Source organism: Flavobacterium lotistagni, assembly GCF_011392125.1.
GTDB lineage: Bacteria > Bacteroidota > Bacteroidia > Flavobacteriales > Flavobacteriaceae > Flavobacterium > Flavobacterium lotistagni.
Map to the genome: position 1 here is coordinate 1 of NZ_JAAJBU010000013.1, position 24,267 is coordinate 24,267.

A 24,267-nucleotide genomic window follows, 5' to 3' on the forward strand; every position below is an offset into this window, starting at 1 on the left:
ACCCAAATTGCGTGAGGGATAGCAGCGAAAAGCCCGCAGCCCCAGCGAGGACTTGCAGCGGATAGCCCGACGGCGCGCGCTCAGTTCTTTTAAAAACACTGGAGGCATTGCGCCGGCACGCCCAAAACTTAATTAAAACGAATCGCCCGAACCGGAGAAATTTTGGTAATAATATAAGACGGCACCAACAGAACAATCAGGCAGACCAGAACTGTACCGAGGTTGAGCGCCAAAAGATACAGCCAATTCAAATCGACAGGTGCAACATTCACGTAGTAGTTTTCAGGGTTGAGTTTAATGAGCTCGAAATATTGCTGAATTAAAACCAAACCGACTCCGATAAGATTGCCCCAAAACAGTCCGCGCAATATCAGGTAAAAAGCATTGTACAAAAACACTTTGCGCACGCTCCAGTTGTTGGCTCCGAGCGCTTTGAGTATGCCAATCATCTGAGTGCGTTCGAGGATGAGCACCAGCAAAGCCACCACCATATTGATCGTCGCCACAGCAATCATCACGACCAGAATTACGATGATATTGAAATCGAACAGTTCGAGCCATTCGAATATATAGTAGTATTTCTCGGCCACGGTTTGGGTATCGAGCGTGGAGTTGGTTTGCTCATAAACTTCTTCACCTTTTTGTTTGATTTGGGTGAAATCGTCTACGAAAACCTCAAAAGCGCCCACTTGGTCCGACTGCCACTTGTTGATGCGCTGCAAATGCCGGATATCGCCGATGATGTATGCCGAATCGAATTCTTGAATCCCGGAATTGTAAATCCCGACAATCTTGAAAACGCGCAAGTTCGGCAGTTGGTTACCGGTTTCTTTCATAAAGAAAGTGTTGAACGTATCGCCAAGTTTCAGGTTAAGACGTTTGGCAAGAAATTCTGAAATGATGACTTCGTTGTTTAAGTTATGCATCAAATTCGGGGTGCGGCCTGAAGTGATATATTCCTTGATATTGGTCCACTGGTAATCTTTGCCGACGCCTTTGTAGATGATCCCCTCGAAAGTACTGGCGGTTCTGATGATTCCGGCTTTGGAAGCCACGGCTTGCACATGGCTGATGCCCTGCACGTTTTTGAATTTGGGATAAAATTCTTGATGGATGGAAACCGGCGTGACACTAACTTGGGACTGGTTATCGTCGTAATTGGTGATGATGATATGGCCGTTGAAAGCCGATACTTTCTGACGGATTTTCTGCTGCAGACCGATGCCTGTAGCGACCGAAACAATCATCATGACCATACCAATAGCAATGGCCGAAACCGCAATTTTTATAATTGGTGCAGATATACTACTTTTACGCCCTTTAGCCGTAATGAGTCTTTTGGCTATAAAATACTCGAGGTTCAAATTGGGTTTTTGCTTGATTTGTGGCTTCAAAAATACAGCTTTTAGAACGTTTAGGTGAAATTTATTCAGGATTTATGAGCATTGAAATAGGATTTAGGTGGAGCTGCAACAGCAACCTTAAAATGAAAAGAGCATTCCTGACTTTAGGCTTAGCGCTGCTATTGATATCGTGTAAAACGACCAAGCCGATTAACTATGCTGCTCCGTCGCAAACAATGATCAAGAGCAAAATGAAAATCAAGCCTGATTTTTTTATGACCGGCACCGACAATATGGCCAGTTATTTCGGTCTGCTCAAAAACAAGAAAGTCGGTATCCTGACCAATCAAAGCGGCCTTGTTACGTTTGAAGCGCCGATTTCTATTAAAGATACCATCAACCACTCAGAGCAATTGAGCATGAAAACCTATACGATGCACGTGGTAGATTACATCGCTCAGAACACCAAAATCGATTTGGTTAAAATCTATGCGCCCGAGCATGGTTTCCGCGGAACGGCCGATGCAGGAGAACTCATCGTAGACGGCAAAGACACCAAAACCGGTTTGCCCATCATTTCGTTATACGGCAACAATAAAAAACCGACCGCAGAGCAATTGCAAGGCATTGACGTGTTGCTTTTCGACCTGCAAGATGTAGGTGCGCGGTTCTACACTTATATTTCTTCGCTGCATTATGTGATGGAAGCCTGTGCGGAAAACAATATTGAATTGATTGTACTAGATCGCCCGAACCCGAATGGCAATATTGTCGACGGCCCAATTCTGGAAAAAGAGCACAGCAGTTTTGTCGGAATGCACGAAATTCCGGTATTGCACGGAATGACTATTGGCGAATATGCGCTGATGATTAACGGCGAGAAATGGCTCAAAGACAGTATTCAGTGCAAGATTAAGATTGTGCCGTGCGAGAATTACCGCCGCGAGATGCCATACAGTTTACCGGTGAAACCTTCGCCGAATTTGCCCAACGCCCAAGCGATTAACCTATACGCCAGCCTTTGTTTTTTTGAAGGAACTAATGTCAGTATCGGGCGCGGTACGAACAAGCAATTTCAAATTTATGGTTCGCCTTATTTGACCGCGAATCATTACAGTTTCACCCCGATGCCAAACGAAGGAGCGAAAGATCCGTTATGGAATGGGAAAATTTGTTGTGGCGAAGATTTGTCTGAAATCCCGAAAGTGAACAAACTCGAACTCAAATGGCTTATCAAAGCCTATCGCGAAACCGAAGAACCGTCGAAGTTTTTTAATTCGTATTTTACCAAACTGGCCGGAACAAAAAAGCTCCAAGAGCAGATTGAAGGCGGTATGAATGAAGAAGAAATCCGCGCGACCTGGAAATCCGGCATCGAAAAATTCAAGGAAATGCGACGAAAATACTTGATTTATCCGGACAGTTTCTTGGTCGCCAATCAAAACAATTAAAGTTTTATTATGGCACACTTTGCGTCTCTGCGGCTTTGCGAGCATTCTTTTCTCTCGCAAAGCCGCAGAGACGCAAAACTTTTGAGTTTATTGATGGATGGGCAAACGCTTTTTCATTTCCTCAACAATATTATAAGCCGCTGGGCAAATAGCGACATTTTTCAAAGTCAACTCTGATATTTGTTGGAATTTTTTACGGTCGGTATGCGGGAATTCGCGACAGGCTTTGGGTCGAACATCGTAAATCATGCAGTAATTCTCCGCGTCGAGAAAAGTGCACGGAACTTTTTGAAGAACGTAATCCTTGTCTTCATCGATGCGCAGGTATTGGTCAATAAATTGTTGTGGTTTCTGTCGGAAATGCTTGGCAATACGCTCGATATCGGCCGAAGTGAATAAAGGCCCAGTGGTTTTACAGCAATTGGCACATTGCAAACAATCGGTTCTTTTGAACTCCGCATCGTGAAGTTCCTGCATCGCATAATCAAGGTTTTTCGGCGGCTTTTTTTTGAGCTTATCGAAATACTTTTTGTTCTCGTTATGCTTATCTTTGGCGAGCTTGGTTAATATGTCAATTCGTGGATTTGTCAATTTGTGATGTATTGCAGCAGGCAAATTTACTTCAAATAAACGCAACTGCAACATGAAAGATCTTTTCGGAAAAGCGATTCTGGATTTCCAAACCGGCAACAATCCTGAAGATTTAATTACCGAAACTTCGATTTCCGAAGCTGACGAAATGAGCGTGGCTTATCTGTTCCGCTCTTTTGATGCCATGCCGAAAATAGAGCAGAAAGCCTTGCTACTGGCAAAAGGAAAAGTTCTCGACGTAGGTTGCGGCGCCGGAAGTCACAGCTTATACCTTCAAAACGAGCGAAAGTTAGATGTGACGGCGATGGATATTTCGGCCAATGCAATACATGCGTGCCAACTTCGCGGAATTAAAAATGCCAAAGTGCAGAACGTGATGGAGTTGCAAGGCGAAAAATTCGATACAATTTTGCTTTTGATGAATGGTGCCGGTATGTGTGGCAAGTTGAAAAACATCAGTAGTTTTCTGCTTCAACTGAAGTCACTACTGAATGAAAATGGCCAAATTTTGCTCGATAGTTCTGATATCATTTATATGTTCGACGAAGATGAAGACGGCGCAAAGTATGTTCCATCGGATACGGAATATTATGGCGAAGTGGTTTTCGATATTGAGTACAAAGGCGAAAAAGAAGTGCCGTTTGATTGGATGTACATTGATTACAATACCTTGCGAAACGCAGCCTTAGCCAATGGATTACGATGTGAATTGGTGCTCGAAGGCGAGCATTACGATTACTTGGCAAAGCTCACCATTTAGACCAAGCGGACGGAATTCTCAGGTTTGCGTTAGGGAATGAGCAATTGTCTGAGCTCTTTTTGCGCTGGGGTTCAGCGTAAAAAAGCGAGTGCGAACGCCCGACCGAAGGGAACGCCCAAAAAAGAAATACAACACTATGGAAGATTTAGAAAAATTGCGTTACCCGATTGGCAAGTTTGTTCCGCCTGATGATTATTCTCTTGAATATTTAACTGGCCGGATTGATGAAATTGCTTCGTTTGCAGAAAGACTGACAAAGGAAGTAGCTGACTTGACGCCGCAGCAACTGGAAACACCCTATCGCCCGGGCGGTTGGACGATTCGTCAAGTAATTCACCATTGTGCTGATAGCCACATGAATTGTTTGGTTCGCGTGAAATGGGCATTAACCGAGGAAAACCCAACGATCAAGTTCTATTACGAAGACCGCTGGTCAACCCTTGAAGACAATAAGACCATGCCGATTGAACCGACTTTGGCGTTTCTTGACGGCTTGCATTATCGGCTGGCGTATCTGATGCGAAGTTTGAATTCAGAACAACTGAATCGAAGTTTCATTCACCCGGAACACGGAAAAACGTTCCGACTCAAGGAAATCATTGGTTTGTATGCTTGGCACGGCAACCATCATTTGGCGCATATCACCGAACTTAAAAAACGAAAACATTGGTCATAAAAAAATCCCGAGAGCCAAACACTTTCGGGATTTGCTTTTTAACTCGGTTCGAGATTATTCTTTTACGATTTTGTCTGATTTCAAATACTGACCGTCGCCGTAGATTCTCAAGTAGTAAGTTCCTGCCGCGAAATCTTCGATGTTGATGACGTTGTTGGTTTTGGAAACCTTCTGACTTTTTACCAATTGCCCAACAGCACTGAATATTTCCACTTGGTCAACGTTGATTTTTTCCGAATCGATGGTAAAATAGTTCGATGCCGGATTGGGATAAAGCTTAATGGAATTGTAAGCCTCAAAATTGTTTACCGCCAAAGCTGGTGATGTAAGCAAACTAGCTCTTGTGCCGCTAATTGTATTTCTCACAATGGTTTTTTGACCTGTCGTGAAAAACGCCATACAGGCATCATTCACATAATCCATGAAATTCATGAACATGGCGCCGTTGGCCGACGAAGTACAAGTATTGACATTGGTCGGATAAGTCGGGCAATCATAATGAGGCCCATCTACAGCCGGTGTATCGGCTACTCCATCGCTATTAGCTGTAGTACCGCATGAGCTATTGTCATCGCCCCAAGGATGTTCTAAACCGAAATAGTGCCCAATTTCGTGGGTAGCCGTTCTTCCTTTGTTGAAAGGTGCTGAAGCAGTTCCCGTAGTGCCGAAATATTGGTCTCCGATGCATAAACCATCATAAGCTTGACCAGCGGCAGAAGGCAAATAAGCGAAACCTAGTAAAGAATTATCAGAGAAACGACCTATCCAGATGTTCATATATTGCGTTGGGTTCCAGGCAGGTTGACCGGCAGCCAGATAATAACTGTCTTCATAAACGAAAGAACTGGGAACCGACTTGCGAGTGATGCCGGTTGTTGCGGCACCGTTAGGATCAATTGATGCCTTGACGAAAACCACCTCCATATCAGCTCCTAGCGGTTGAAAAGCAGCGGGAACCACTGTGCTAAAATCAGTATTGAGTTTTCTGTAATCTTTATTTAACACGGCTAGTTGTGAATTGATTTGTGCATCACTAACATTTTGAGTAGCGTTTTTGTAGAGCACATGGAAAACTACTGGAATGGTCACCACCGCGGTTGGCGCATTTGGGCTTCGGAACAGTGGTTGCGTGGCATTGGCGTTTTGGATGTTCTTCATCACCTGCTCGTGGTGCTTTGCAAACTCCGGATCTGCTTGCATTCTTTGATGCATTTTGTCCATGGTGGCGCAGGTTCTTCTTTGTGAGAAAGCGCTCAGAGAGACCACAACAAACAATAGGGTAATTAATTTTTTCATGGGATTAATAGACAATTAAGGGTACAATGTTACAAACTAATTTTGATTTTTACCCTAACAATTTTAAAAAGAGGCGAACCCAATTAAACAAGCGGTGAAAATCAACCGAGCCAATCTGTGGTTCGGATAATTTCCTTTAGAGCATATTGCAAAACTTTTAAATCATCAGGGGCATTATAGGCATTAAGCGAAATTCTGAGGAAAGTGCCGTGATCGATTTTCATCACCGGAATTTCAATGCGATACTTTTCATACAAAATTTCTTTTAAAGCCAACGGTTTTTCGGCACGGATGGGAATACTGCACATCTGACCCAAAAACTCGTTAGTAACAGGACAAATAGGCGCTGACCCTACCAAGTCGCAAAACTTTTTGTAGTTCTCAAGGATGAGCTGCTTGGCCTCAGTACTCTTTTCACTCCAATTATTTTCACTCAAAAACCCAATAGCAGCCGGAGCCGTCAAAAAAGCAGCAACGTCTCGCGTGCCTTGCATTTCGTGATAATCCAGAAAACGGCTTTTACTTGGCGTATCGCTAAGATAACCCCAACTGACTACCAATGGATCAAGCTTGTCTTGCCAAGTTTTCTTCACATAAAGAAACGAAGAACCTTTAGGGGTAAGCATCCATTTGTGCAGCGTTCCAGTGTAAAAATCAGGATCAAGTTCTTTGAGGTTCAAATCAATATGCCCTGGAACGTGAGCACCATCGATTATAGTAATCAACCCGAGTGACTTTGCTTTGTCTATAATTTCTTTAACGGGAAAAATGAGCGCCGTAGCACTAGAAATCTGATTCAGAAAAATCACTTTGGTTCTGGTAGTATAGCCTTTCCAGAATTGTTCAATCAGGCTTTCGGTGGATTGGATTGGTAAAGAAATATTCTGACGGATATATTTTGCTCCTGACTTCTCACAGTAAAAATGCCAAGTGCGGTCCATGGCGCCGTATTCGTGATTGGTCGTCAGGATTTCATCGCCGGGTGCTAATTTGAGACTGCGCATGACCGTATTGATCGCTTGAGTCGGATTGGACAAAAAGAAGAAATCGTCTGCGTCACAATTAATATATGCGGCCAATGCCTGTCTAGCATTTTGAAGATGGCCCGACAAATGTTTGGTCAGAAATTGTACCGGTTGTTTTTCGAGTTCGAGCTGCCAATATTGGTAATTTTCAAAAATGGGTTTCGGACAAGCTCCAAACGAGCCATGATTGAGATAAGTAATTTCGGAATCTAATAGAAACTGTGATTTCATAATTTAATCCGTGTGAATGCCGAGCGTAAGGATATACTTCACCCTAACGCGTTGGCCTGCTTTTTTTCCGGGAATCCATTTTGGAGAAAGCTGCATAACTCTTTCGGCTTCTGCGCCGGTTCCGAAGCCGGGATTTCTGTCACTGCGAATATCTGTTAATGTGCCGTCGGGCTCGACGATGAACGAAATGTAAATTTTGCCGATTAATTCGGGCACCTCAGGTTTTTTGAAATTTTTGTAGAAAAAAGTATAGCAATTTTCTAAACCGCCCGGGAACTCGGGTTGCTGATCTACTTCTGTAAGTTCTAAAACCGGTGCAACGGGATCCGTATGGTCTTGAGCCGAGGTATGCTCCAGAGCCAAAAGAAAACAAATGATGCAGAAAAAACACTTCATGCTAAGGTATATTTAAATACTTATGGGTTTGCAACGACACACGCCATTTCGGATTTTGCATGACGTAATCGACGATAAGCGGCGTCATTTCTTCTTTTTTACTCCATTCGGGTTGCAGGAATAAAATCGCGTTTTGGTTGACTTTCTCGGCTTGTTCTTCGGCGAAGATAAAGTCGTGTTTGTTGTAAATAATGACTTTGAGCTCGTGGGCTTTTTCGTAAACTTCGGCCGTAGGAAGCTTCGTTTTCTTTGGCGAAAGGCAAATCCAGTCCCAAATACCTGTAAGCGGATAAGCACCCGATGTTTCAATATGTACTTTGAGGTTTTTGTCTTTGAGGTTTTGGGTGAGCGGCGACATATTCCAAGTGAGTGGTTCTCCTCCGGTAATCACTACCGTGTCTGCATATTTTGCGGCGTTGGCTACGATTTTATCAATCGCTGTGGGCGGATGCAATTCGGCATTCCAGCTTTCTTTGACGTCGCACCAATGGCAACCGACATCGCAACCACCTATTCGGATGAAGTAGGCCGCGGTTCCGGTGTGAAAACCTTCGCCTTGAATGGTGTAGAATTCTTCCATTAACGGAAGCATGGTTCCTTTTTCTACAGCAGTTTGTATTTCTTTTGCTAGCATTTTCTGTTTTAAAGGGCAAAGATAGCGAAAAGTTCTACTGAAGTTCAGAGAAAAACCAGTGCCCTAGCCCTGATGGGAATGAATAGCCTTTGGCGCCGACTTGGATTTTTTGCCGGCCAGTAACTGCGACCACAGAAGCAGTTACTGGCCGATACAAAAAACCATGGCTGCGGCAAAGCTAGTAATGGACAGCAGGATTAGCTTCAAATAAAAAACCGACTGCTTTTCAGGGCAATCGGCTTTGCAATTTCTTGTCAGGAATTATTTCTTTCCAAGGCTTTTGAGTGAACTTGAAGCGTACTCGTTGGTTGGGTCGAGCGCTAGAGTTTTGTTGAAGTATTCTCTGGCCTTGGCAACATCTGTATTGGCGTAACTCGCAGCGATGTTGTTGTAGCTTTCGATGAACTTGGCCTTGTTTTTATCGACTTCCTCTTGGCCTTTTTCGGTCACTACGCGAAGGTAATCTTGGTAGTACTTGATGATCATTTCCTCGTTTTCAAGCAATCGGTTGGTTCTGGCGCGGAAGATATAAGCATCTTGGGTTGTTGGTGAAGCTTCGATTACTTTGCCAAACGCGGCATCGGCTTTCTGGAGTTCTACTGCATCTACTTTTACGACATCTTTTTTGGTGTTGTTGTAGTAGATTGAGTTGCCCAAGTAGAAATTATCCAAAAGGAAATTCTTTGAATTCGGGTTGCTCGTAGCAATTTCGTAGATGGCTGATGCTTCTTTGAAGAGTTTCTGCTCGTAGAATTTTTTTCCAATTTCACTCAAGTCATTGGTCATTGAGGGTTCCTTTTCAACAGATTTCTTAATATCCGCTACTGCAGCCGCAAACAAAGTTTGGTCGACCGTTTTGGTTTCGGCATTGTTTGATTTTCTAAGTTTGGCCAAACCTAAGTACATATAATCTCTTGCGATAATTTTATTCCCCGGAGTGGCCAAATAATCTTGAATTGATTTGATTGCCAAGTCCGTGTTGCCATTTTCATAAGCCGAATAACCCAAATAACGTAAAATTCTAGGGTTGACTTTGTCTAGTTCTTTCATCTTGTTGGCTTCAACTTCCAGAGCTTTGTAGTCTTTGGCCAAGATCAAGAAATCGGCGTGGCGCATTCTTGAAGTTAGAGAATAATCGGTCAAAGACATATATTTCTCGTAATAGCCCAACGCTTTTTGAATGTACTCGTTATACTTCTTTGGTTCGTTGTTGCCCCAATAGTAATAGGTTTCGGCTAACTCTCTGTAAACCGGACCATAATTCGGGTTGATGGCAATCACGTTGTCGTAGGCTTTTACCGCTTCGGTGTAAGATTTCGCACCTTTTAAAAGCACACCCAATTGCATCTTGGCACGAAGTAAAGAAGAATCGGTTTGAAATGCGTTACGGTAGGCAGCGTATGATTCGTTTTGGTTTTTGTCTCCGTAATAGGCATCGCCTAGTGCCATTTGTAAGTTAGCATCAGTTGGATTGATGGCTTTGGCTTTGTCAAGATAAGTGAGCGCCGTTTTGTAGTTTGGCTTGTCACTGTTCATGTATGCTTTAGCGATGTGGATGTATTCTTCGATATCCTTTTTCTTGATATCTTTTAACGCCTGATCGAAATTGGCTTGGGCTGCAGTAGTGTTGCCGTTGTCGAGATCGATTTGACCTAAACCGATATAATTCCATTTCGGAGATTCGGTTGTAGTGAGCCCTTTTTGGTAAAATATTTTGGCGGAATCTTCTATGTTTTGTTTAAGGTAAACGTTCCCTAAATAAAATGTAGCTTTTCCGTTGGCAGGCTTGGCCTGAATAAGTGCCTTGAGCATTGCTTTTGCCTTCTCGTATTGTTCGGCGTCTATGGCTTTTTTAGCTTGCTCGAGATCTTGGGCTTGGGTAAAGGTTGTTGCTGCAAGAAATAACAAGCTAAAAATTTTGATTCTGTTCATGGTCTTGTATTTAATTTTACTTTTTTTATTTGTTGATTGTGTTTCGGACTCGGATTTTTCTCGTCGGGAAATGTACCGGTACCAATCCTGATTTTAAAACAATCCGTTGCCCAATTTCTCCGGAGACGAAAACGGAAAACCCGCTTCCAAGCCCTTTAAATCCTTGGGCGTCGACAACAAACAATTCGCGTGCCAAAGGATACTGTCCGGTGGCAATGTCGTTTTGAGTCGGGGCATAGTACTTTTTGTCTTTCGGATTTAACACATTGAGCGTGTTGACTTTATCTAAATTCTCAGCAATTTCAACAGCGGGCTCAAAGATATGATTTATTCCCACAACTCCTATCATGCCGTCGTGCTGCGCCACATAACTAAAAACTTCCTTATGGGTTTTGAATGAAAAAACACCTTGCTCCGGAAGATTCTTAACCGCAGCCAAGCTACACAGATAGCGCGCGGTGCTAGAGTTTGGATTGTCGAAAACCAACCCTTTGAAATTTGGGATTTGAATACCTTTCATCAGTTGGGTCAATGCTTCTAACGTGATTAAGGTGTCTTTAGTACTTTTACTGACAATGAGTGCAATGCCGTCTTTGGCAAAAGGAGTCATTTTGGGGTAGAATTTTTTACTGTTAAAAAACTTCACTTCCTGGTCAGTTAGTGTTCTTGGAAGTACCGCAATTCTGGAACTGTCTTTCGTCATGGCTTGAATAATCTCCGCTTCAGATTTTGGTATAATAGTCAGCTTCGCATCGTAATTGCTCTCGAAAACTTGTACTTGTTCTTCAACAATTGGGCGCAGGGTTTCGTCAACCAATAGTGTGGTTTCGCCTTGAAGCATTGTCTGGGTTGGCTTGTTTTCAGAATTCTTACAGGTAACCACCAAGAAAATCAATACGGTATAAACTATAATATTGAAGTACTTTCTCATTGCGTGTTCGCATTAAAAAATCGGTAAAACCGAAAAAAAGAATAAACAATCAGCAAAACGCCAAAAGCCATCCGATAATTGTCCGGCATATTAATCGGCAATGACTTCCAAAATATAATGATTAAACCGAGAACAAAATACATCAGGAAGAACAACATTCCTATAACAAAAAGAAACCGCTGCGAAAGCGATTTCTCTTTGAAATTAATAACGATATTACGGAGCATATTATTCTCCTCCTTTTGCTACCATAATCGGTAATGAATAGGAAACCCTTACTTTCTTTCCATTTTGCTCACCAGGGTTCCATTTCGGACATTGCTTCAATACTCTCATGGCTTCTTTTCCAGTTCCATAACCAGCATCGCGCACTACTTTGATGTCGGTTAATGAACCGTCTTTCTCCACCACGAAATTCACATAAACGCGTCCTCCTGGGAAATCTTCGTCATCCGGTGGGGTAAAGTTTTTTCCAACGAACTTGTAGAATTTCTCGATTCCGCCCGGGAAATCTGGCTTCACCTCGATACCCGCAGAGTTGTAGATGTTGTTGTCTTCTTCAACTACTTCTTTTGGGCCATTACCTACTGGTTCTACAGTAAGCTCTGCATCTGGGTCACCTTTAATGGTTTCAGCGCCGATTTTCTTATCGACGATTTCTTTAATTTTTGGCGGCTCTTCAACCACTTCTTCCGCTTTCGCTACCACAGGTTTTACAAATTTTACCTGATCCACTTTTGGTGGCGGTGGTGGTGGCGGTGGAAGATTTTCTTTCGGTTTCTCTTTAGGTGGAAGTTTTACTGTGGTGATTTTTTGATCTAGCACCGCTTCATCATTACTATCCGGAAGCAGGTTGGCCAAAACTGGAATACTCACCAAAAAAGTAAAAACAATCCCTCCAATAACAAACGAACGCATTGTTGTTTTGCCATTGGTTGCTCTTAAGTTGTATGCACCATATAATTTGTTTCGTCCTTCAAAAACGATATCGAGCCATTGACTTTTTAATAAATCTAATTTCATGTCTTTCTTTTTTAATTAGATTAAGGATTAGTAGTCACCGGAGCCGCAGCTTCTGTAGAACCACCGTTGATCAATTTGCTTTCTTCTGGAGTAAAGTCGTTTACAATAGCATAAGTAGGAACCCCAACTATAGCCATTTCGTCAAGAATATCTACTAAATTTCGATAGTTTGATTTCTTGCTGGGTTTGATAATTACAATCATCCCTTTGTCTTTGTTTCCGGTATACTGAAGCACTTTTTCTTTGCGCTCAAGTAATTCTTTTCGAATTCCATCTTTACCGTATTCAAAATCTTTTGGAGCACCTCCTGCAACCGGAGTAGCCAACAAACCTACATAACGAACCAACTTGTTATTATCACCTAACAAAATGGTCATGGTTCGGTTTTCGTCTACCTTAACATCTTTGTTTTTGTCCTTGTCCGGATCTTTGTCTGGCAAACCCAAATTCATCGATTGGGGTTTAGACAAGGTCGTGGTGAGCATGAAGAAAGTAATCAGAAGGAAAGCCAAATCTACCATGGCCGTCAAATCGACCTTAGAGTTCTGTTTTTTACTTCTTACTTTTTTACTGCCTTTCTTACCTCCGCCACTGTCGCCGGTATTTAATTCAGCCATCTAGTATATTTTTAAAAATTATTTTTCTTTTCCTCTTAAACCAGTCACCAAACTAAAGCTGTTGATTTTCTGGTCTTGCAAAATATCCATTACTTTTCTAATAACCGGATATTCTTCTTTAGCATCTCCTTTGATGGCTAGTTCCAACTCTTTATCGTGCAATTCGATGTTAGCAATTCTAGCATTCTGAACCCACTCAGCCAATTGATTGTCTAACGAGTCTTTGGGAATTCCCGGTTGTTGAACGCTTTTTCTGTCCGAAGGACTCATATCTAAAATTTGCTTTAGGTTTTGAACCGGTACACCGAAACTTTCCATAATTGCAAATTTGTTTTGATCTTCCTCAGAAAATTTAACCCCGTATTTGTTGCCCATCAGTTCAAGGGTTCTGATACGAACATCTTTCCCTTTGACATCAAAAAACACTTTTCCGTTTCCAACTGTTAACGTAGCCAAATCTTTCTCTGGCAACTTGGTTTGTACCGTAGATGCCGGTGTATCAACAGGCATTACTTCAGGAACTTTGGCAGTAGCAGTCAAAATAAAGAAAGTAAGCAAAAGGAATGCAACGTCACACATCGCCGTCATGTCGGTAGATGTAGACTTTTTTTTCATTTTTATTGCCATCGTTTATAAATTATAATTGATATTGACTACCAAAATTATTGTTTTAAGCTACCTCTAAAGTGTCTGTAAGTATTTACGATTGTGGTGGCTGCCTCGTCAATAGAGTAAGTCAAGGTATCGATTTTAGAAGTAAAGTAGTTGTACATGATAATCGCCAAAGCAGAAGTCGAGATACCAGTAGCCGTGTTAATCAAGGCTTCAGAGATACCGTTTGCCAATTCAGCAGAATCTGCTCCACCGCCACCAGCTAATCCAGCGAAGGCCTTAATCATACCCGTTACAGTTCCTAAAAGTCCAGCAAGTGTTCCTAGAGAAACCAAAGTCGAGATGATAGTCATGTGTTGCTCTAGCATTGGCATTTCAAGAGCCGTAGCTTCTTCGATTTCTTTATGAATCGTCTCAGCAGCCTCTTCACTGTTGAAACCTTCTTTTTTCACTTCTTGGTATTTCACTAAAGCCGATCTGATTGCGTTAGCCACAGAACCTTGTTGTTTGTCACAAGCTGCAAGTGCTCCTTCGATATCCCCTTTAGTTACGCTTGACTGTACTGATTTCATGAACTGGTCAAGATTTCCTTTTCCTGTTGCTTTGGTGATTACGAAGTATCTTTCAATAGAAAACACAACCACCATTAGGAGTAAGCCCATCAACACTGGAACGATTGGACCTCCTTTATATACCATCGCCAAATAATTTCCTTTTAATGGAGCTCCGGTATTCACGCCGCCTTCAAAGTTAGAACCAGCACCCATGATGAAACTCCAAACCAGAACTCCAACCAATATACATGCTACAATTACGATCCCAGAGAACATTCCTCCTAAACTTGAACCACTTTCTTTTTTAACGTTTGCCATTTTTTTAGTTTTTAAATTTTTTAAATAATTTATTAGTTTTAGTTGTAAATAACTTTGAATAGCAGCAAATTTAGATTTTTAGTTGTAATAAAAAAACTTTTTTTAATTTAATTGCATTTAATTTAAAACCTTGCGAAAGCCCGTCTTTGTCGGCATTGAGCAGATTTTAGCAAAGCAAATGAAATCGAACCAATTACAACTTTTGCGCAACCATTGATTCAAATAACGCAGGAACAACCTATTATTATATCATCGAAGAAATCTTCATCATTTTTTGTGACTGAATTGGTAAAAAATATCGGCAGAGATCACCCAAAATAGTCAACTAAAAATTAACTTGCGCATCAATTCAAGCGATTAAAATTCATTTCCATGGCAAATCAAACCGATTTCATTCAAACCCTTACCGAAGGCTACCATACCAAAGGAGAAAGCATTGTACTAGGCGCCGCAATACTTGAAGGCGAAGTAATACCCGAAGCCCAAGTTCGCATTCCGCTCAAAACCTTAAACCGCCACGGACTCATTGCTGGCGCTACCGGAACCGGAAAAACCAAAACAATTCAAGTGCTTTCTGAACAACTATCAAGTTTCGGAATTCCGGTGCTGATGATGGACATCAAGGGCGATTTCAGTGGTATTGCTGCCAAAGGAGAAGAGAAACCATTCATCACAGAACGACATCAGAAAATCGGTATTCCATACTCGTCTTCGAGTTTTCCGGTGGAGCTGATGACGCTTTCGGAGCAAAACGGTATCAGACTTCGGGCCACGGTTTCAGAATTCGGACCGGTTTTGTTTTCACGGATTTTGGATTTGAATGACACACAAGCCGGCGTGGTTTCGGTGATTTTCAAATATTGTGACGATAACAAAATGCCACTGCTCGATTTGAAAGATATTAAAAAAGTATTGAATTACATTACTGAAGAAGGCAAAGAAGAAATCGAAGCGGCCTACGGAAAAATATCGACCTCAACAACTGGAACGATTCTGCGAAAAATCATCGAACTTGAACAACAAGGTGGCGATTTATTTTTTGGGGAACTCTCATTTGATATCAATGACTTAATGCGCTTTGATGAAAACGGGAAAGGCTATGTGAATATCATCCGACTGACCGATATTCAAGACAAACCCAAATTGTTTTCGACTTTTATGTTGAGCCTACTGGCAGAGATTTACCAGCAAATGCCCGAGAAAGGCGACGCCGACCAACCTGAGTTGGTGTTGTTTATCGACGAGGCGCATTTGATTTTCAACGAAGCCAGCAAAACCCTGCTCGACCAAATCGAAACAATTGTGAAACTGATTCGCTCCAAAGGCATCGGCATTTACTTTATCACTCAGAATCCGATGGATGTGCCCAGTGGCGTACTGGCCCAACTCGGTTTGAAAATACAACACGCACTTCGGGCCTTTACCGCCAATGACCGCAAAGCTATCAAGCTTACGGCGGATAATTATCCAACATCGGAATTTTATCAAACCGAAGAACTCATCACTTCGCTCGGCATTGGAGAAGCCTTGGTCACGGCACTCAGCGAGAAAGGAACGCCTACACCACTTGCCGCAACAATGCTCCGCGCCCCTCAAAGCCGCATGGATATTTTAACTCCAGCAGAAATTGAGGCCATAAACGCTAAATCAAAATTGGTGCGTAAATACAGCGAAATCATTGACCGGGAAAGCGCTTGTGAAATCCTAACCAAAAAAATCGAAGCCGCCTACGAGCAAGCCACACAAGCTCAGCAAACTCAGGCTGAAGAAACCAAAAGCAGCGAGCCTAGTACCGCAAGTGTAGTCGGAAAATCAGTACTGAAAGTCGTAACCAGCGCAAGCTTCATCCGTGGTGCCTTCAGTATTCTAAGCAAAATTCTAAAGAAGTAATCACAAAACAATTATTCATTATTAATTATTAATTGTTAATTAATGGAATCCCCTAGCCCTGATGGCAGCGGCATCCTTTTGCGGAGCCTCAGCGGAGTAAAAGATAGAGCGGACAGCAGGTTCCCGGCTCCTGATTCAAAAAATTACGCATCGAATGAAAAGTTTTCTCACCATCGGTTTATTGGTTTTATCCAACATCTTCATGACGCTGGCTTGGTACGGGCATTTAAAATTCAAGGAACTCAAATGGTTTGAGAATGCGGGGCTGATTACTGTTATCCTAATCAGTTGGGGTTTGGCCTTGTTTGAATATTGCTTTCAGGTGCCGGCCAATAAAATGGGGTTCGAAGGCAACGGCGGCCCGTTTTCGCTCATGCAACTTAAGGTAATTCAGGAAGTGGTGACCTTAATTGTATTCGTGATTTTCTCGCTGGTATTTTTCAAGAACGAAACTTTCCGTTGGAACCATGCCGTAGGGTTTTGCTTTTTGGTGTTGGCGGTGTATTTTATTTTCAAGAAATAGCCCAAACCTGCAATTCATTATTGAGCTCAATCCGTGTTTGAAAGCCCATCAAATGAATTTCACCGATAGAAAAACGCTCTTTTCATCGGTTTTTTTGTAGCCGTTGTCGATTTTTTACTCGATTTCTGGAGTGCCAAAACCATTCCCTGTACCTTTGGGCAAACATTGCCCCAATGAGAAAATACTACTTGTTTTTGCTCACTTTTTTATGCTCCGTTGGCGGCGTGGCACAAATTATCGATTTCCCAGATGCCACCTTCAAAGACAAACTGCTCAACTACCCTACAACTATTGACCTGAACGAAGACGGAGAAATAGACCTTAGCGAAGCCTTACTGGTAACTGAATTGAGTTTTTCGTTTGCCAATTTCAATAACATTACCGGCATTCGCGAATTTGAAAATCTAGAAATCCTGAACTTTGGTTCTTATACTACGATTACTGAACCGATTGATCTTTCAGGCATGGTACATTTGAAATCGCTGCGTTTTACCAAATGTAACTTTCATACGCTGAATCTTGAAGGTTTGACTGCCTTAGAAAACTTGAGTGTAGGTTATGCTGGCGCGGTGAATTTCCTCAATTTCGAAGATACGGTCAACTTGAGAACTGTATATTTTTACAACACTAATTTCACTCAAATCGATCTTTCACATGCACAAGATTTAAGGTCTTTTTCGGCACAACACACCCAGCTAGAAACCATTGTACTTGACGGATTGGTCAATTTAGAGACGTTTCGTTGCGAGCATCCGGGAAATCTCACTTATTTGAATCTGGCGGACTTGGTGAACTTGCGCCAATTCGAACTCGAAGGATCAAACCTGACTCAATTGAATTTTGAGCACAATTTGCTACTTGAAGAAATTAAATGTAGCGAGAACCAACTCAATTCCATAGATGTTTCATTACTCACAGCCTTGCGCAAGTTGAGCTGCAACGCCAACCAACTCGGCGCACTCTATTTAGGGAATAACCCGAATTTGGAATGGCTCAGTTGTGGCGAGAACCAACTTTCATCGCTTGATTTAAGCCAAGTACACCGATTAAATTTTGTTGACGTGAGTTTTAATTTATTTACCGCTCTCGATTTTAGCAGCTTGACTGAATGTGAAAATTATGGAAATGGTCCGGAATATTATATCAACGACAATCCGAACCTGACTTGGGTGAACCTAAAAAACGGACATCGGGATTTCATCTGGGCCAATGCCAATTTGAATTGCCCGAACCTGACTTATCTCTGCCTTGACGAAGAAGATTTTGCAGACCAGCAAGAAATCTTGGAAAACAACCAGATTGACACTATCGAAATCAATACCTATTGCAGTTTTGTTCCTGGCGGTGATTATAATACAATAACGGGAAAGCTCACTTTAGATTTTGACAACAATGGTTGCGATCTGGGCGATATTGCTTTAGCGAATTGTAAATTAGAACTCAGCGGTAATACTCAAAATGAAACTACTACTGACGCTCAGGGCGGTTATTCATTTTTTACTAAAAACGGGAATTATACCCTGACACCCAAACTCGAAAATCCTTATTTCACCGTAACGCCGGCGACGGCTTTGGTCAATTTCGAAAACAACACCAACAGTACGCAAACCCAGCATTTCTGCGTGGTTCCCAACGGCATTCACAACGATTTGGAAATCATGATGCTGCCATTGAAGGCTGCCCAACCGGGAACTGATGCACACTATAAGTTAGTATACAAAAACAAAGGCAACCAAACACTTTCAGGCAACATCAGTTTGAATTATCAAGAAGACCGACTTCATTTTGTGGCGGCCAATCCAGCGATCAATCAACAAATCAGTAACGAGTTGGTTTGGAATTTCAGCCAATTAAAACCTTTTGAAACCCGTTCGATTGATTTGATTCTGAATTTGAATTCTTCGCTTGAAACTCCGGCTGTTGTTTCGGGTGACGTGTTGCGATTTATCCTTTCTATTCCGGTGGAGGATGATGAAACGGCTTCAGACAACCAATTCACTTTGGCACAAACCGTTGCTGATACTGCATTGCCCAATGATAAAAGCTGTTTGCAAGGCGATGAAATCTCTACTGAATTGATCGGTGATTATGTGCACTATTTAATCCGTTTTCAGAATACCGGCGAGACAATGGCGAAAAATGTGGTGGTGAAAGACTTAGTTAATGTAGCCGAATTTGACGTCGCTTCTTTGCAAGTGATTGCTGCTTCAAATTCACTGCTCACAAAAATTTCGGGCCCTCAAGTTGAATTTATTTTTCAGGATATCAACCTTTCATCAGTTACTGAAAACGAACCAACCAGCAGTGGTTTTGTCGCTTTTAAAATCAAAACTAAAGACAACCTTGTTATAGGTGACACCATAGAAAACCAAGCGAGCGTGTATTTCGATTATAATTTTCCAGTTGAAACCAATACCGCCACTTCGACCATTTCTGAACTTTTGAGTAATACAACTTTTGAAAACAATCGTGTTTCATTGGCACCTAATCCGACCGAAGACTGGATAAACATTGTTTCTAAAGACAACATGACTTCGGTGGAGTTGTTCGATCTGCAGGGAAGAATTCTAGAGAAAGTGCTTACGAATACCGCATCGCTTCAACTTGATTTAAGCAACAGAAACAGCGGAATTTACTTTCTGAAAATCAAAACTTCAAACGGATTTAGGGTTGAAAAAATCATTAAGCAATAATGAAAAAATACCTGATTCAAAAATCGCCTTTTGTGGTTCCGACGACTGATGGTAAACTCATCGAGGAACACCATGGCATCGCTACGACGAATAATCCAGAAATCTCGATTGCGCACATGATTGCGCCACCGCATTGGGCCGAGCCGTTCCAAACGCCTGAATTCGAGGAATACACTTATATCATTTCAGGGAAAAAGCAGTTTATCATTGAAGGCGACACAGTAATTTTGGAGGCTGGACAATCGATTAAGATTGAGAAGAACACGCGCGTGCAATACTCGAATCCTTTTGACGAGCCTTGCGAATACATCGCGATCTGCAAACCTGCTTTTGATTTCAATAAAGTACATCGGGAAGAATAAAGCCCTAGCCCGGATGGGAATGAAAAGCTTTTTACAAAAGCCGTGATGGTTTTCTTGTTGCCGAAACGCGACCAGCGGAAGCGTTTTCGGGAACTTTAGAAAACCCAGGGATTTTGTAAAAACTTGTAAAATACAGCCGGATCAGCTTCTGAAAAATTTAACCCAGTAACTCCAGGATTTTATTTTCGACCGCTTCGGAATTCCAGAGTTTTTCGATATCAGGCATTTTCATGACTTGCTCCATAATGGCGTTTTGCTGGTTGCCCAAAGCGAGCGCCTCAGAATACGGACGAAGGCTAAAAGTCACGCGGCTGTAGAGCGGCAACCATTTGTTCGGATGCTTTTCTGAAAACCACTTTTCGATTTTCTTCTGCAACAGGAATTGCGCATCGGCGGTCTTGGAACTCATCTCCATGAAATTGCGGTAAGACAGCTCGGCAATCGCGTCGGCGTTGGGTTTACGCGAAGTTTCATACTCTTTGAAAATGGTTTCCCAGTCGTCGCCGTATTGCTCCATCAATTGGTAGAGCACGGTAATATCCTCAAAACCGGCGTTCATGCCATGTCCGTAAAAAGGGACAATTGCGTGACAAGCATCGCCAATCAGCGCCACTTTATCTTCATAAGTCCAGGGAAAACATTTCATCGTGACCAAATAACTAGTCGGATTTTTGAAGAAATCGCGCACCAAGTCAGGAATCACATCGGCCGTATCGGGAAAATGTTCCGCGAAATAAGCCTCTAAAGTTTCTTTGTCTTTGAGGTTTTCGAACGAATTCTCGCCTTCGTGCGGCATGAACAGCGTACAGGTGAAAGTGCCGTCGGTATTGGCGAGCGCCATCAGCATATATTCGCCGCGTGGCCAGATGTGCAAAGAGTTCTTGTCGAGTTTGTGCGTGCCGTCTGCGTTGGCCGGAATGTGCAATTCCTTGTAACCGATTTTCAAAAATTCCTGCGAATAATTGAACATGCTCTGGCGTTGCATTCTGTGTCGAACCCTTGAAAAAGCGCCATCAGAGCCAAACACCAAATCGTATTTGAGTTCTTCCCACTCGCCTTTTTCGGTCTCGCCGATGTGGATGGTGGCATCACTTAAAGTAACATCCCAAATTTTGTGTTCGAAGAAAAATTCCGCTCCGGCTGCTTCAGCCAAATCAATCATCTTGCGGTTCAGAATACCGCGTGACAAAGAGAAAATCGCCTCGCCTTCTTTGCCGTAATATTGGTATTGGAGTTCTTTGCCTACCAAGTGAATAGCGCGTTTGTCTACCGGAATGCCAATTTTCTTGATTTCCTGCTCGAGCCCCATGTCTTTGAGCGCTTTCCAACCTCGGTCTGACATCACTAAATTGATTGAACGACCTGAAAACTCTATGGTTCGGATATCTGGGCTGCGGTCGTAAACGTGTACGGTATGTCCGGCTTTTCTCAAATAAATAGCCAGCAATGACCCGACCAATCCAGAGCCGATTACCGCTATTTTCTTAGGTTGCTGCATCGAGAAGTAAAGTAAATGTAGGCCACAAAAGTAAGTAATAATCAAATTCAAGAAGTCAAAAACGATATATTTATTTCTTAAGGTTTGGGCGTGCCCACAAGGGTCAGGCTGTACGCTATTGGTCCTCGCCCGCTTTTGCAAACCGGGCTGTGGGCTAACCGCTGCCATCCTTCACGCAGCCACTGGATTTACAAGAATTCTCCGTGTTGGGTGAGGTCTAGCCCCAATTCCTCTTTCTCTTGACTTACCCGCAAAGGCGTGATTTTATTGACCACAAAAAACAATATCCACGAAGCCGTAAAGGCAAACACAGAAGCACCTATCAAAGCCACCAACTGGTGCAAAAACAATGTTGTTTCGCCAAAAATCAAACCCTGATCGACCACTGCCGGATTCACTTGTTTGGAAGCAAAAACGCCTGTGAGCAACATTCCGGTCATACCTCCAACTCCATGACACGAAAATACGTCGAGCGCATCATCAATTTTGCCTTTCGGGAATTTCGACACCATCACATTGCTCACCCAACTGCTGAAGATTCCAATAAAAATGGCATGTGGAATACTCACGTAACCGGCCGCCGGAGTAATGGCCACCAATCCCACCACCGAACCGATACAAGCGCCCATTGCCGATGGTTTGTGGCCCCAGATTTTGTCAAGAAACACCCAGGCCATCGAAGCCGCCGCCGCTGCAACGGTAGTAGTTCCTAAAGCTTGCACGGCAATTCCATTGGCGCCCATCGCAGAGCCAGCATTGAACCCGAACCAACCGAACCAAAGCAAGCCAGTACCCAGCAAAACATAAGTAATTCGGGCCGGGCTGGTGTTGGGTGTTCTGCGTTTCCCTAAAAAAATAGCTCCGGCTAAGGCTGCCCAACCAGCACTCATGTGCACTACGGTGCCACCGGCAAAATCGAGCACGCCGAGTTGAAATAACAAGCCATCCGGATGCCAGGTGCAATGTGCCAGCGGCGTGTAAATAAACAGTATAAACAAAACCATAAAAAGCAAGTAAGCCCAAAAACGAATGCGCTCGGCAAAAGCTCCGGTTACCAAAGCCGGTGTGATAATGGCAAACTTCGCTTGGAACAAGGCAAACAACAAAAACGGAATCGTAGGCGCTAAAGGCCAAGAAGTCAAAACACTCACATTCTGAAAGAAAACATAACCCGCCGGATTGCCGATAATTCCGCCGAGGCTAGGCCCGAACGACAAACCAAAAGCAATCACTACCCAAAGCACAGTGACAATCACCATCGCCATAAAGCTCTGCATCATCGTGCTAATCACGTTCTTCTTTCCGACCATACCGCCGTAGAAAAAACCCAAACCCGGAGTCATTAATAAAACCAGCGCGGTAGCCACAAGCATCCAGGCCGTATCGCCGGTATCAAATTGTGAAGTGGTGGAAATAGCCGTGTTTTCTTGCAGTATCAGATGCGAGAACAAACTCTGCACTAAAAGTAAAATCAAAACTAGGGTTAAGGTAATTTTTCTCATCGTTCGCAGTTTATTTGATCTAAAAATAGAAAATTGAATTTTACCCTAAAAATTTACACCTATTACCAAGTTGATTTTTATGAATTTTAAAATATACCCCATTCAATTTTAGGGCATTTTCGAAAATGAAGGCATTTTTTTTAGAAACTCATGCTAGTTATAAATAAAAAACCCGCTCAATTGAACGGGCTTTGCTATGAAATGTGACTAGTAATTTATTTTTTGAAATTAATCCGCTGGCCTACTTCCATTCCGTTGTTCTTGGCGAGGATTCCGCACAAATGATACAGCATTCTCGCGCCAACATTTCCGTCCCAATCGGTTTCGCCCGGAGCGACTTCCACGAAATCAAAACCGATGATTTCCTTTCCGCTATCGGCTAATTTATTGAACAAATAAGTGGCTTGCTCATACGAAAACCCGCCCGGAACCGGAGTTCCTGTATTGGGTCCGTACCAAGCATACATGCCATCGACATCAAAACTGATGGCTACTTTTTGGGGAAGCGCGGCAATAATATTGTTGCATTGCTCATCCCAAGTCATGCCTTTGAAGGTTTCGGCTTTCATGTCTGCATCAGTATGCACTTGAACACGTCCATTTTGCGCCATAACTACCTCTACTTCTTGTTTACAGAAATCGCGAATGCCAATCTGAACGATCTTGGTAATCTGCGGCAACTGCAAAGCATTATACATAATGGATGCGTGCGAATAGGTAAATCCTTCGTAAGCAATGCGTAAATCCATGTGGGCATCGAGGTGCAGAATCCCGAAATGGTCGTGCTTTCTAGCCAAAGCTTCATAATAACCCAGCGGTGTAGAATGGTCGCCACCAAGCAGCGCTACTTTCTTACCACGTTCCATCCAGTATAAAACACGCTCGCGCACTTCGTCTTTGAGTTCGCGGCAAACTTTGTTGATTTTATCCAAATCAGACTGCAAGGCCGGATGGCTTTCAATGACCTCGCCGCTTTCCAGCGCTTCTATAATCGGTTGTGCCAAGGCTTTGTATTTCTCGCTGTTGTCGGCCCAATTCTGGGTTTGATCGGTTAGATCGAGGTACATGCCAAGCTTCCATAATTCGGGAAAATCCTGATGGTGCAAATCGACTTGAAACGAGGCTTCCAAAATAGCATCGGGGCCGTTGGACGCACCTGAACCGTAACTCACCGTCACTTCCCAAGGCACGGGAATAATAATGATTTCGCTCTCGTCAGCCGTAAAAGGCAAGCCAAAAATGCTCTGATCGGCCAAGCCGGGCTGCGACGGGTCGAAATTTTCTATTTTCTGTTGTTTGTTCATCATCTTAGAAAAAATTTTAAGGCATCAAACGCCTATCTCGCGCAAAGATAATCGCATTGGTTTGATTGCAAAACAAAAGTGGGAATTTCCGCTACGCATGACAAT

At 42.8% G+C, this 24,267-nt stretch carries 22 protein-coding genes; 7 read left to right on the forward strand and 15 right to left on the reverse strand.

The genetic code is table 11. From position 1 onward, the window contains the following. Positions 1-128 precede the first annotated feature (128 nt). Positions 129-1,364: an ABC transporter permease gene (locus G4D82_RS12665; RefSeq protein WP_166337722.1), complete on the reverse strand. Its 1,236-nt coding sequence runs from the start codon at positions 1,362-1,364 to the stop codon at positions 129-131. A gap of 215 nt (positions 1,365-1,579) precedes the next feature. On the opposite strand from G4D82_RS12665, the gene G4D82_RS12670 reads away from it, so the two are divergent. After that, on the forward strand, positions 1,580-2,794 hold the full coding sequence (locus G4D82_RS12670; protein WP_166337723.1) for an exo-beta-N-acetylmuramidase NamZ family protein: 1,215 nt from the start codon (positions 1,580-1,582) through the stop codon (positions 2,792-2,794). A gap of 87 nt (positions 2,795-2,881) precedes the next feature. Here G4D82_RS12670 and G4D82_RS12675 read toward each other — a convergent pair whose 3' ends face one another. Further along, a complete protein-coding gene (locus tag G4D82_RS12675; RefSeq protein ID WP_207788176.1) occupies positions 2,882-3,385 on the reverse strand; it encodes a YkgJ family cysteine cluster protein in 504 nt (167 codons plus the stop codon). A gap of 52 nt (positions 3,386-3,437) precedes the next feature. On the opposite strand from G4D82_RS12675, the gene G4D82_RS12680 reads away from it, so the two are divergent. Both G4D82_RS12680 and G4D82_RS12685 read left to right on the forward strand, forming a co-directional pair. Continuing rightward, on the forward strand, positions 3,438-4,145 hold the full coding sequence (locus tag G4D82_RS12680) for a class I SAM-dependent methyltransferase (protein ID WP_166337664.1): 708 nt from the start codon (positions 3,438-3,440) through the stop codon (positions 4,143-4,145). Between the two features lie 136 nt (positions 4,146-4,281). Continuing rightward, positions 4,282-4,821, forward strand: coding sequence for a YfiT family bacillithiol transferase (locus G4D82_RS12685; protein WP_166337665.1), 540 nt, complete (start codon positions 4,282-4,284; stop codon positions 4,819-4,821). 54 nt (positions 4,822-4,875) lie between these two features. Here the strand turns inward: G4D82_RS12685 and G4D82_RS12690 are convergent, their stop codons facing one another. The 10 genes from G4D82_RS12690 to G4D82_RS12735 all read right to left on the reverse strand — a co-directional run bounded on the left by G4D82_RS12690 (position 4,876) and on the right by G4D82_RS12735 (position 14,390). After that, on the reverse strand, positions 4,876-6,117 hold the full coding sequence (locus tag G4D82_RS12690; RefSeq protein ID WP_166337666.1) for a M43 family zinc metalloprotease: 1,242 nt from the start codon (positions 6,115-6,117) through the stop codon (positions 4,876-4,878). A gap of 101 nt (positions 6,118-6,218) precedes the next feature. Next, positions 6,219-7,373 carry an aminotransferase class V-fold PLP-dependent enzyme gene (locus G4D82_RS12695; protein WP_166337667.1) on the reverse strand — a complete coding sequence of 385 codons (1,155 nt, stop codon included), beginning with the start codon at positions 7,371-7,373 and terminating at the stop codon, positions 6,219-6,221. Between the two features lie 3 nt (positions 7,374-7,376). After that, positions 7,377-7,769 carry an energy transducer TonB gene (locus G4D82_RS12700; RefSeq protein WP_166337668.1) on the reverse strand — a complete coding sequence of 131 codons (393 nt, stop codon included), beginning with the start codon at positions 7,767-7,769 and terminating at the stop codon, positions 7,377-7,379. 1 nt (position 7,770) lies between these two features. After that, positions 7,771-8,403, reverse strand: a complete 633-nt coding sequence (locus G4D82_RS12705) for a 7-carboxy-7-deazaguanine synthase QueE (protein WP_166337669.1) — start codon at positions 8,401-8,403, stop codon at positions 7,771-7,773. 261 nt (positions 8,404-8,664) lie between these two features. Beyond that, positions 8,665-10,335, reverse strand: coding sequence for a tetratricopeptide repeat protein (locus G4D82_RS12710; protein ID WP_166337670.1), 1,671 nt, complete (start codon positions 10,333-10,335; stop codon positions 8,665-8,667). 25 nt (positions 10,336-10,360) lie between these two features. Continuing rightward, the gene (locus G4D82_RS12715; protein WP_166337671.1) at positions 10,361-11,266 is read right to left on the reverse strand and encodes a PstS family phosphate ABC transporter substrate-binding protein; all 906 of its coding nucleotides are present in this window, start codon (positions 11,264-11,266) and stop codon (positions 10,361-10,363) included. Between the two features lie 228 nt (positions 11,267-11,494). Beyond that, entirely contained in the window at positions 11,495-12,289 is a 795-nt protein-coding gene (locus tag G4D82_RS12720) for an energy transducer TonB (protein ID WP_166337672.1), read from the reverse strand. Positions 12,290-12,309: 20 nt separating this feature from the next. Continuing rightward, positions 12,310-12,906, reverse strand: coding sequence for an ExbD/TolR family protein (locus tag G4D82_RS12725; protein ID WP_166337673.1), 597 nt, complete (start codon positions 12,904-12,906; stop codon positions 12,310-12,312). Positions 12,907-12,924: 18 nt separating this feature from the next. Next, on the reverse strand, positions 12,925-13,533 hold the full coding sequence (locus tag G4D82_RS12730) for an ExbD/TolR family protein (protein WP_166337674.1): 609 nt from the start codon (positions 13,531-13,533) through the stop codon (positions 12,925-12,927). A gap of 35 nt (positions 13,534-13,568) precedes the next feature. Further along, a complete protein-coding gene (locus G4D82_RS12735; RefSeq protein WP_166337675.1) occupies positions 13,569-14,390 on the reverse strand; it encodes a MotA/TolQ/ExbB proton channel family protein in 822 nt (273 codons plus the stop codon). Between the two features lie 372 nt (positions 14,391-14,762). Between G4D82_RS12735 and G4D82_RS12740 the strand changes: the two genes are divergently transcribed. From G4D82_RS12740 to G4D82_RS12755, 4 genes are all read left to right on the forward strand, one after another. Further along, positions 14,763-16,280: a helicase HerA-like domain-containing protein gene (locus tag G4D82_RS12740; RefSeq protein ID WP_166337676.1), complete on the forward strand. Its 1,518-nt coding sequence runs from the start codon at positions 14,763-14,765 to the stop codon at positions 16,278-16,280. A 154-nt stretch (positions 16,281-16,434) separates the two neighbouring features. Beyond that, positions 16,435-16,803, forward strand: a complete 369-nt coding sequence (locus G4D82_RS12745) for a DMT family protein (RefSeq protein WP_166337677.1) — start codon at positions 16,435-16,437, stop codon at positions 16,801-16,803. A gap of 173 nt (positions 16,804-16,976) precedes the next feature. After that, positions 16,977-19,496, forward strand: coding sequence for a T9SS type A sorting domain-containing protein (locus tag G4D82_RS12750; RefSeq protein WP_166337678.1), 2,520 nt, complete (start codon positions 16,977-16,979; stop codon positions 19,494-19,496). After that, complete coding sequence (locus G4D82_RS12755) at positions 19,496-19,858, forward strand: cupin domain-containing protein (RefSeq protein ID WP_166337679.1); 363 nt, start codon at positions 19,496-19,498, stop codon at positions 19,856-19,858. Before G4D82_RS12750 ends, G4D82_RS12755 begins: the two co-directional genes overlap by 1 nt. A 157-nt stretch (positions 19,859-20,015) precedes the next feature. Here G4D82_RS12755 and G4D82_RS12760 read toward each other — a convergent pair whose 3' ends face one another. The 3 genes from G4D82_RS12760 to G4D82_RS12770 all read right to left on the reverse strand — a co-directional run bounded on the left by G4D82_RS12760 (position 20,016) and on the right by G4D82_RS12770 (position 24,165). Beyond that, on the reverse strand, positions 20,016-21,356 hold the full coding sequence (locus tag G4D82_RS12760; protein WP_166337725.1) for an FAD-dependent oxidoreductase: 1,341 nt from the start codon (positions 21,354-21,356) through the stop codon (positions 20,016-20,018). A 188-nt stretch (positions 21,357-21,544) separates the two neighbouring features. Then, on the reverse strand, positions 21,545-22,858 hold the full coding sequence (locus tag G4D82_RS12765; RefSeq protein ID WP_166337680.1) for an ammonium transporter: 1,314 nt from the start codon (positions 22,856-22,858) through the stop codon (positions 21,545-21,547). A 215-nt stretch (positions 22,859-23,073) separates the two neighbouring features. Further along, positions 23,074-24,165, reverse strand: a complete 1,092-nt coding sequence (locus G4D82_RS12770; RefSeq protein WP_166337681.1) for an agmatinase family protein — start codon at positions 24,163-24,165, stop codon at positions 23,074-23,076. Positions 24,166-24,267: the final 102 nt, after the last annotated feature.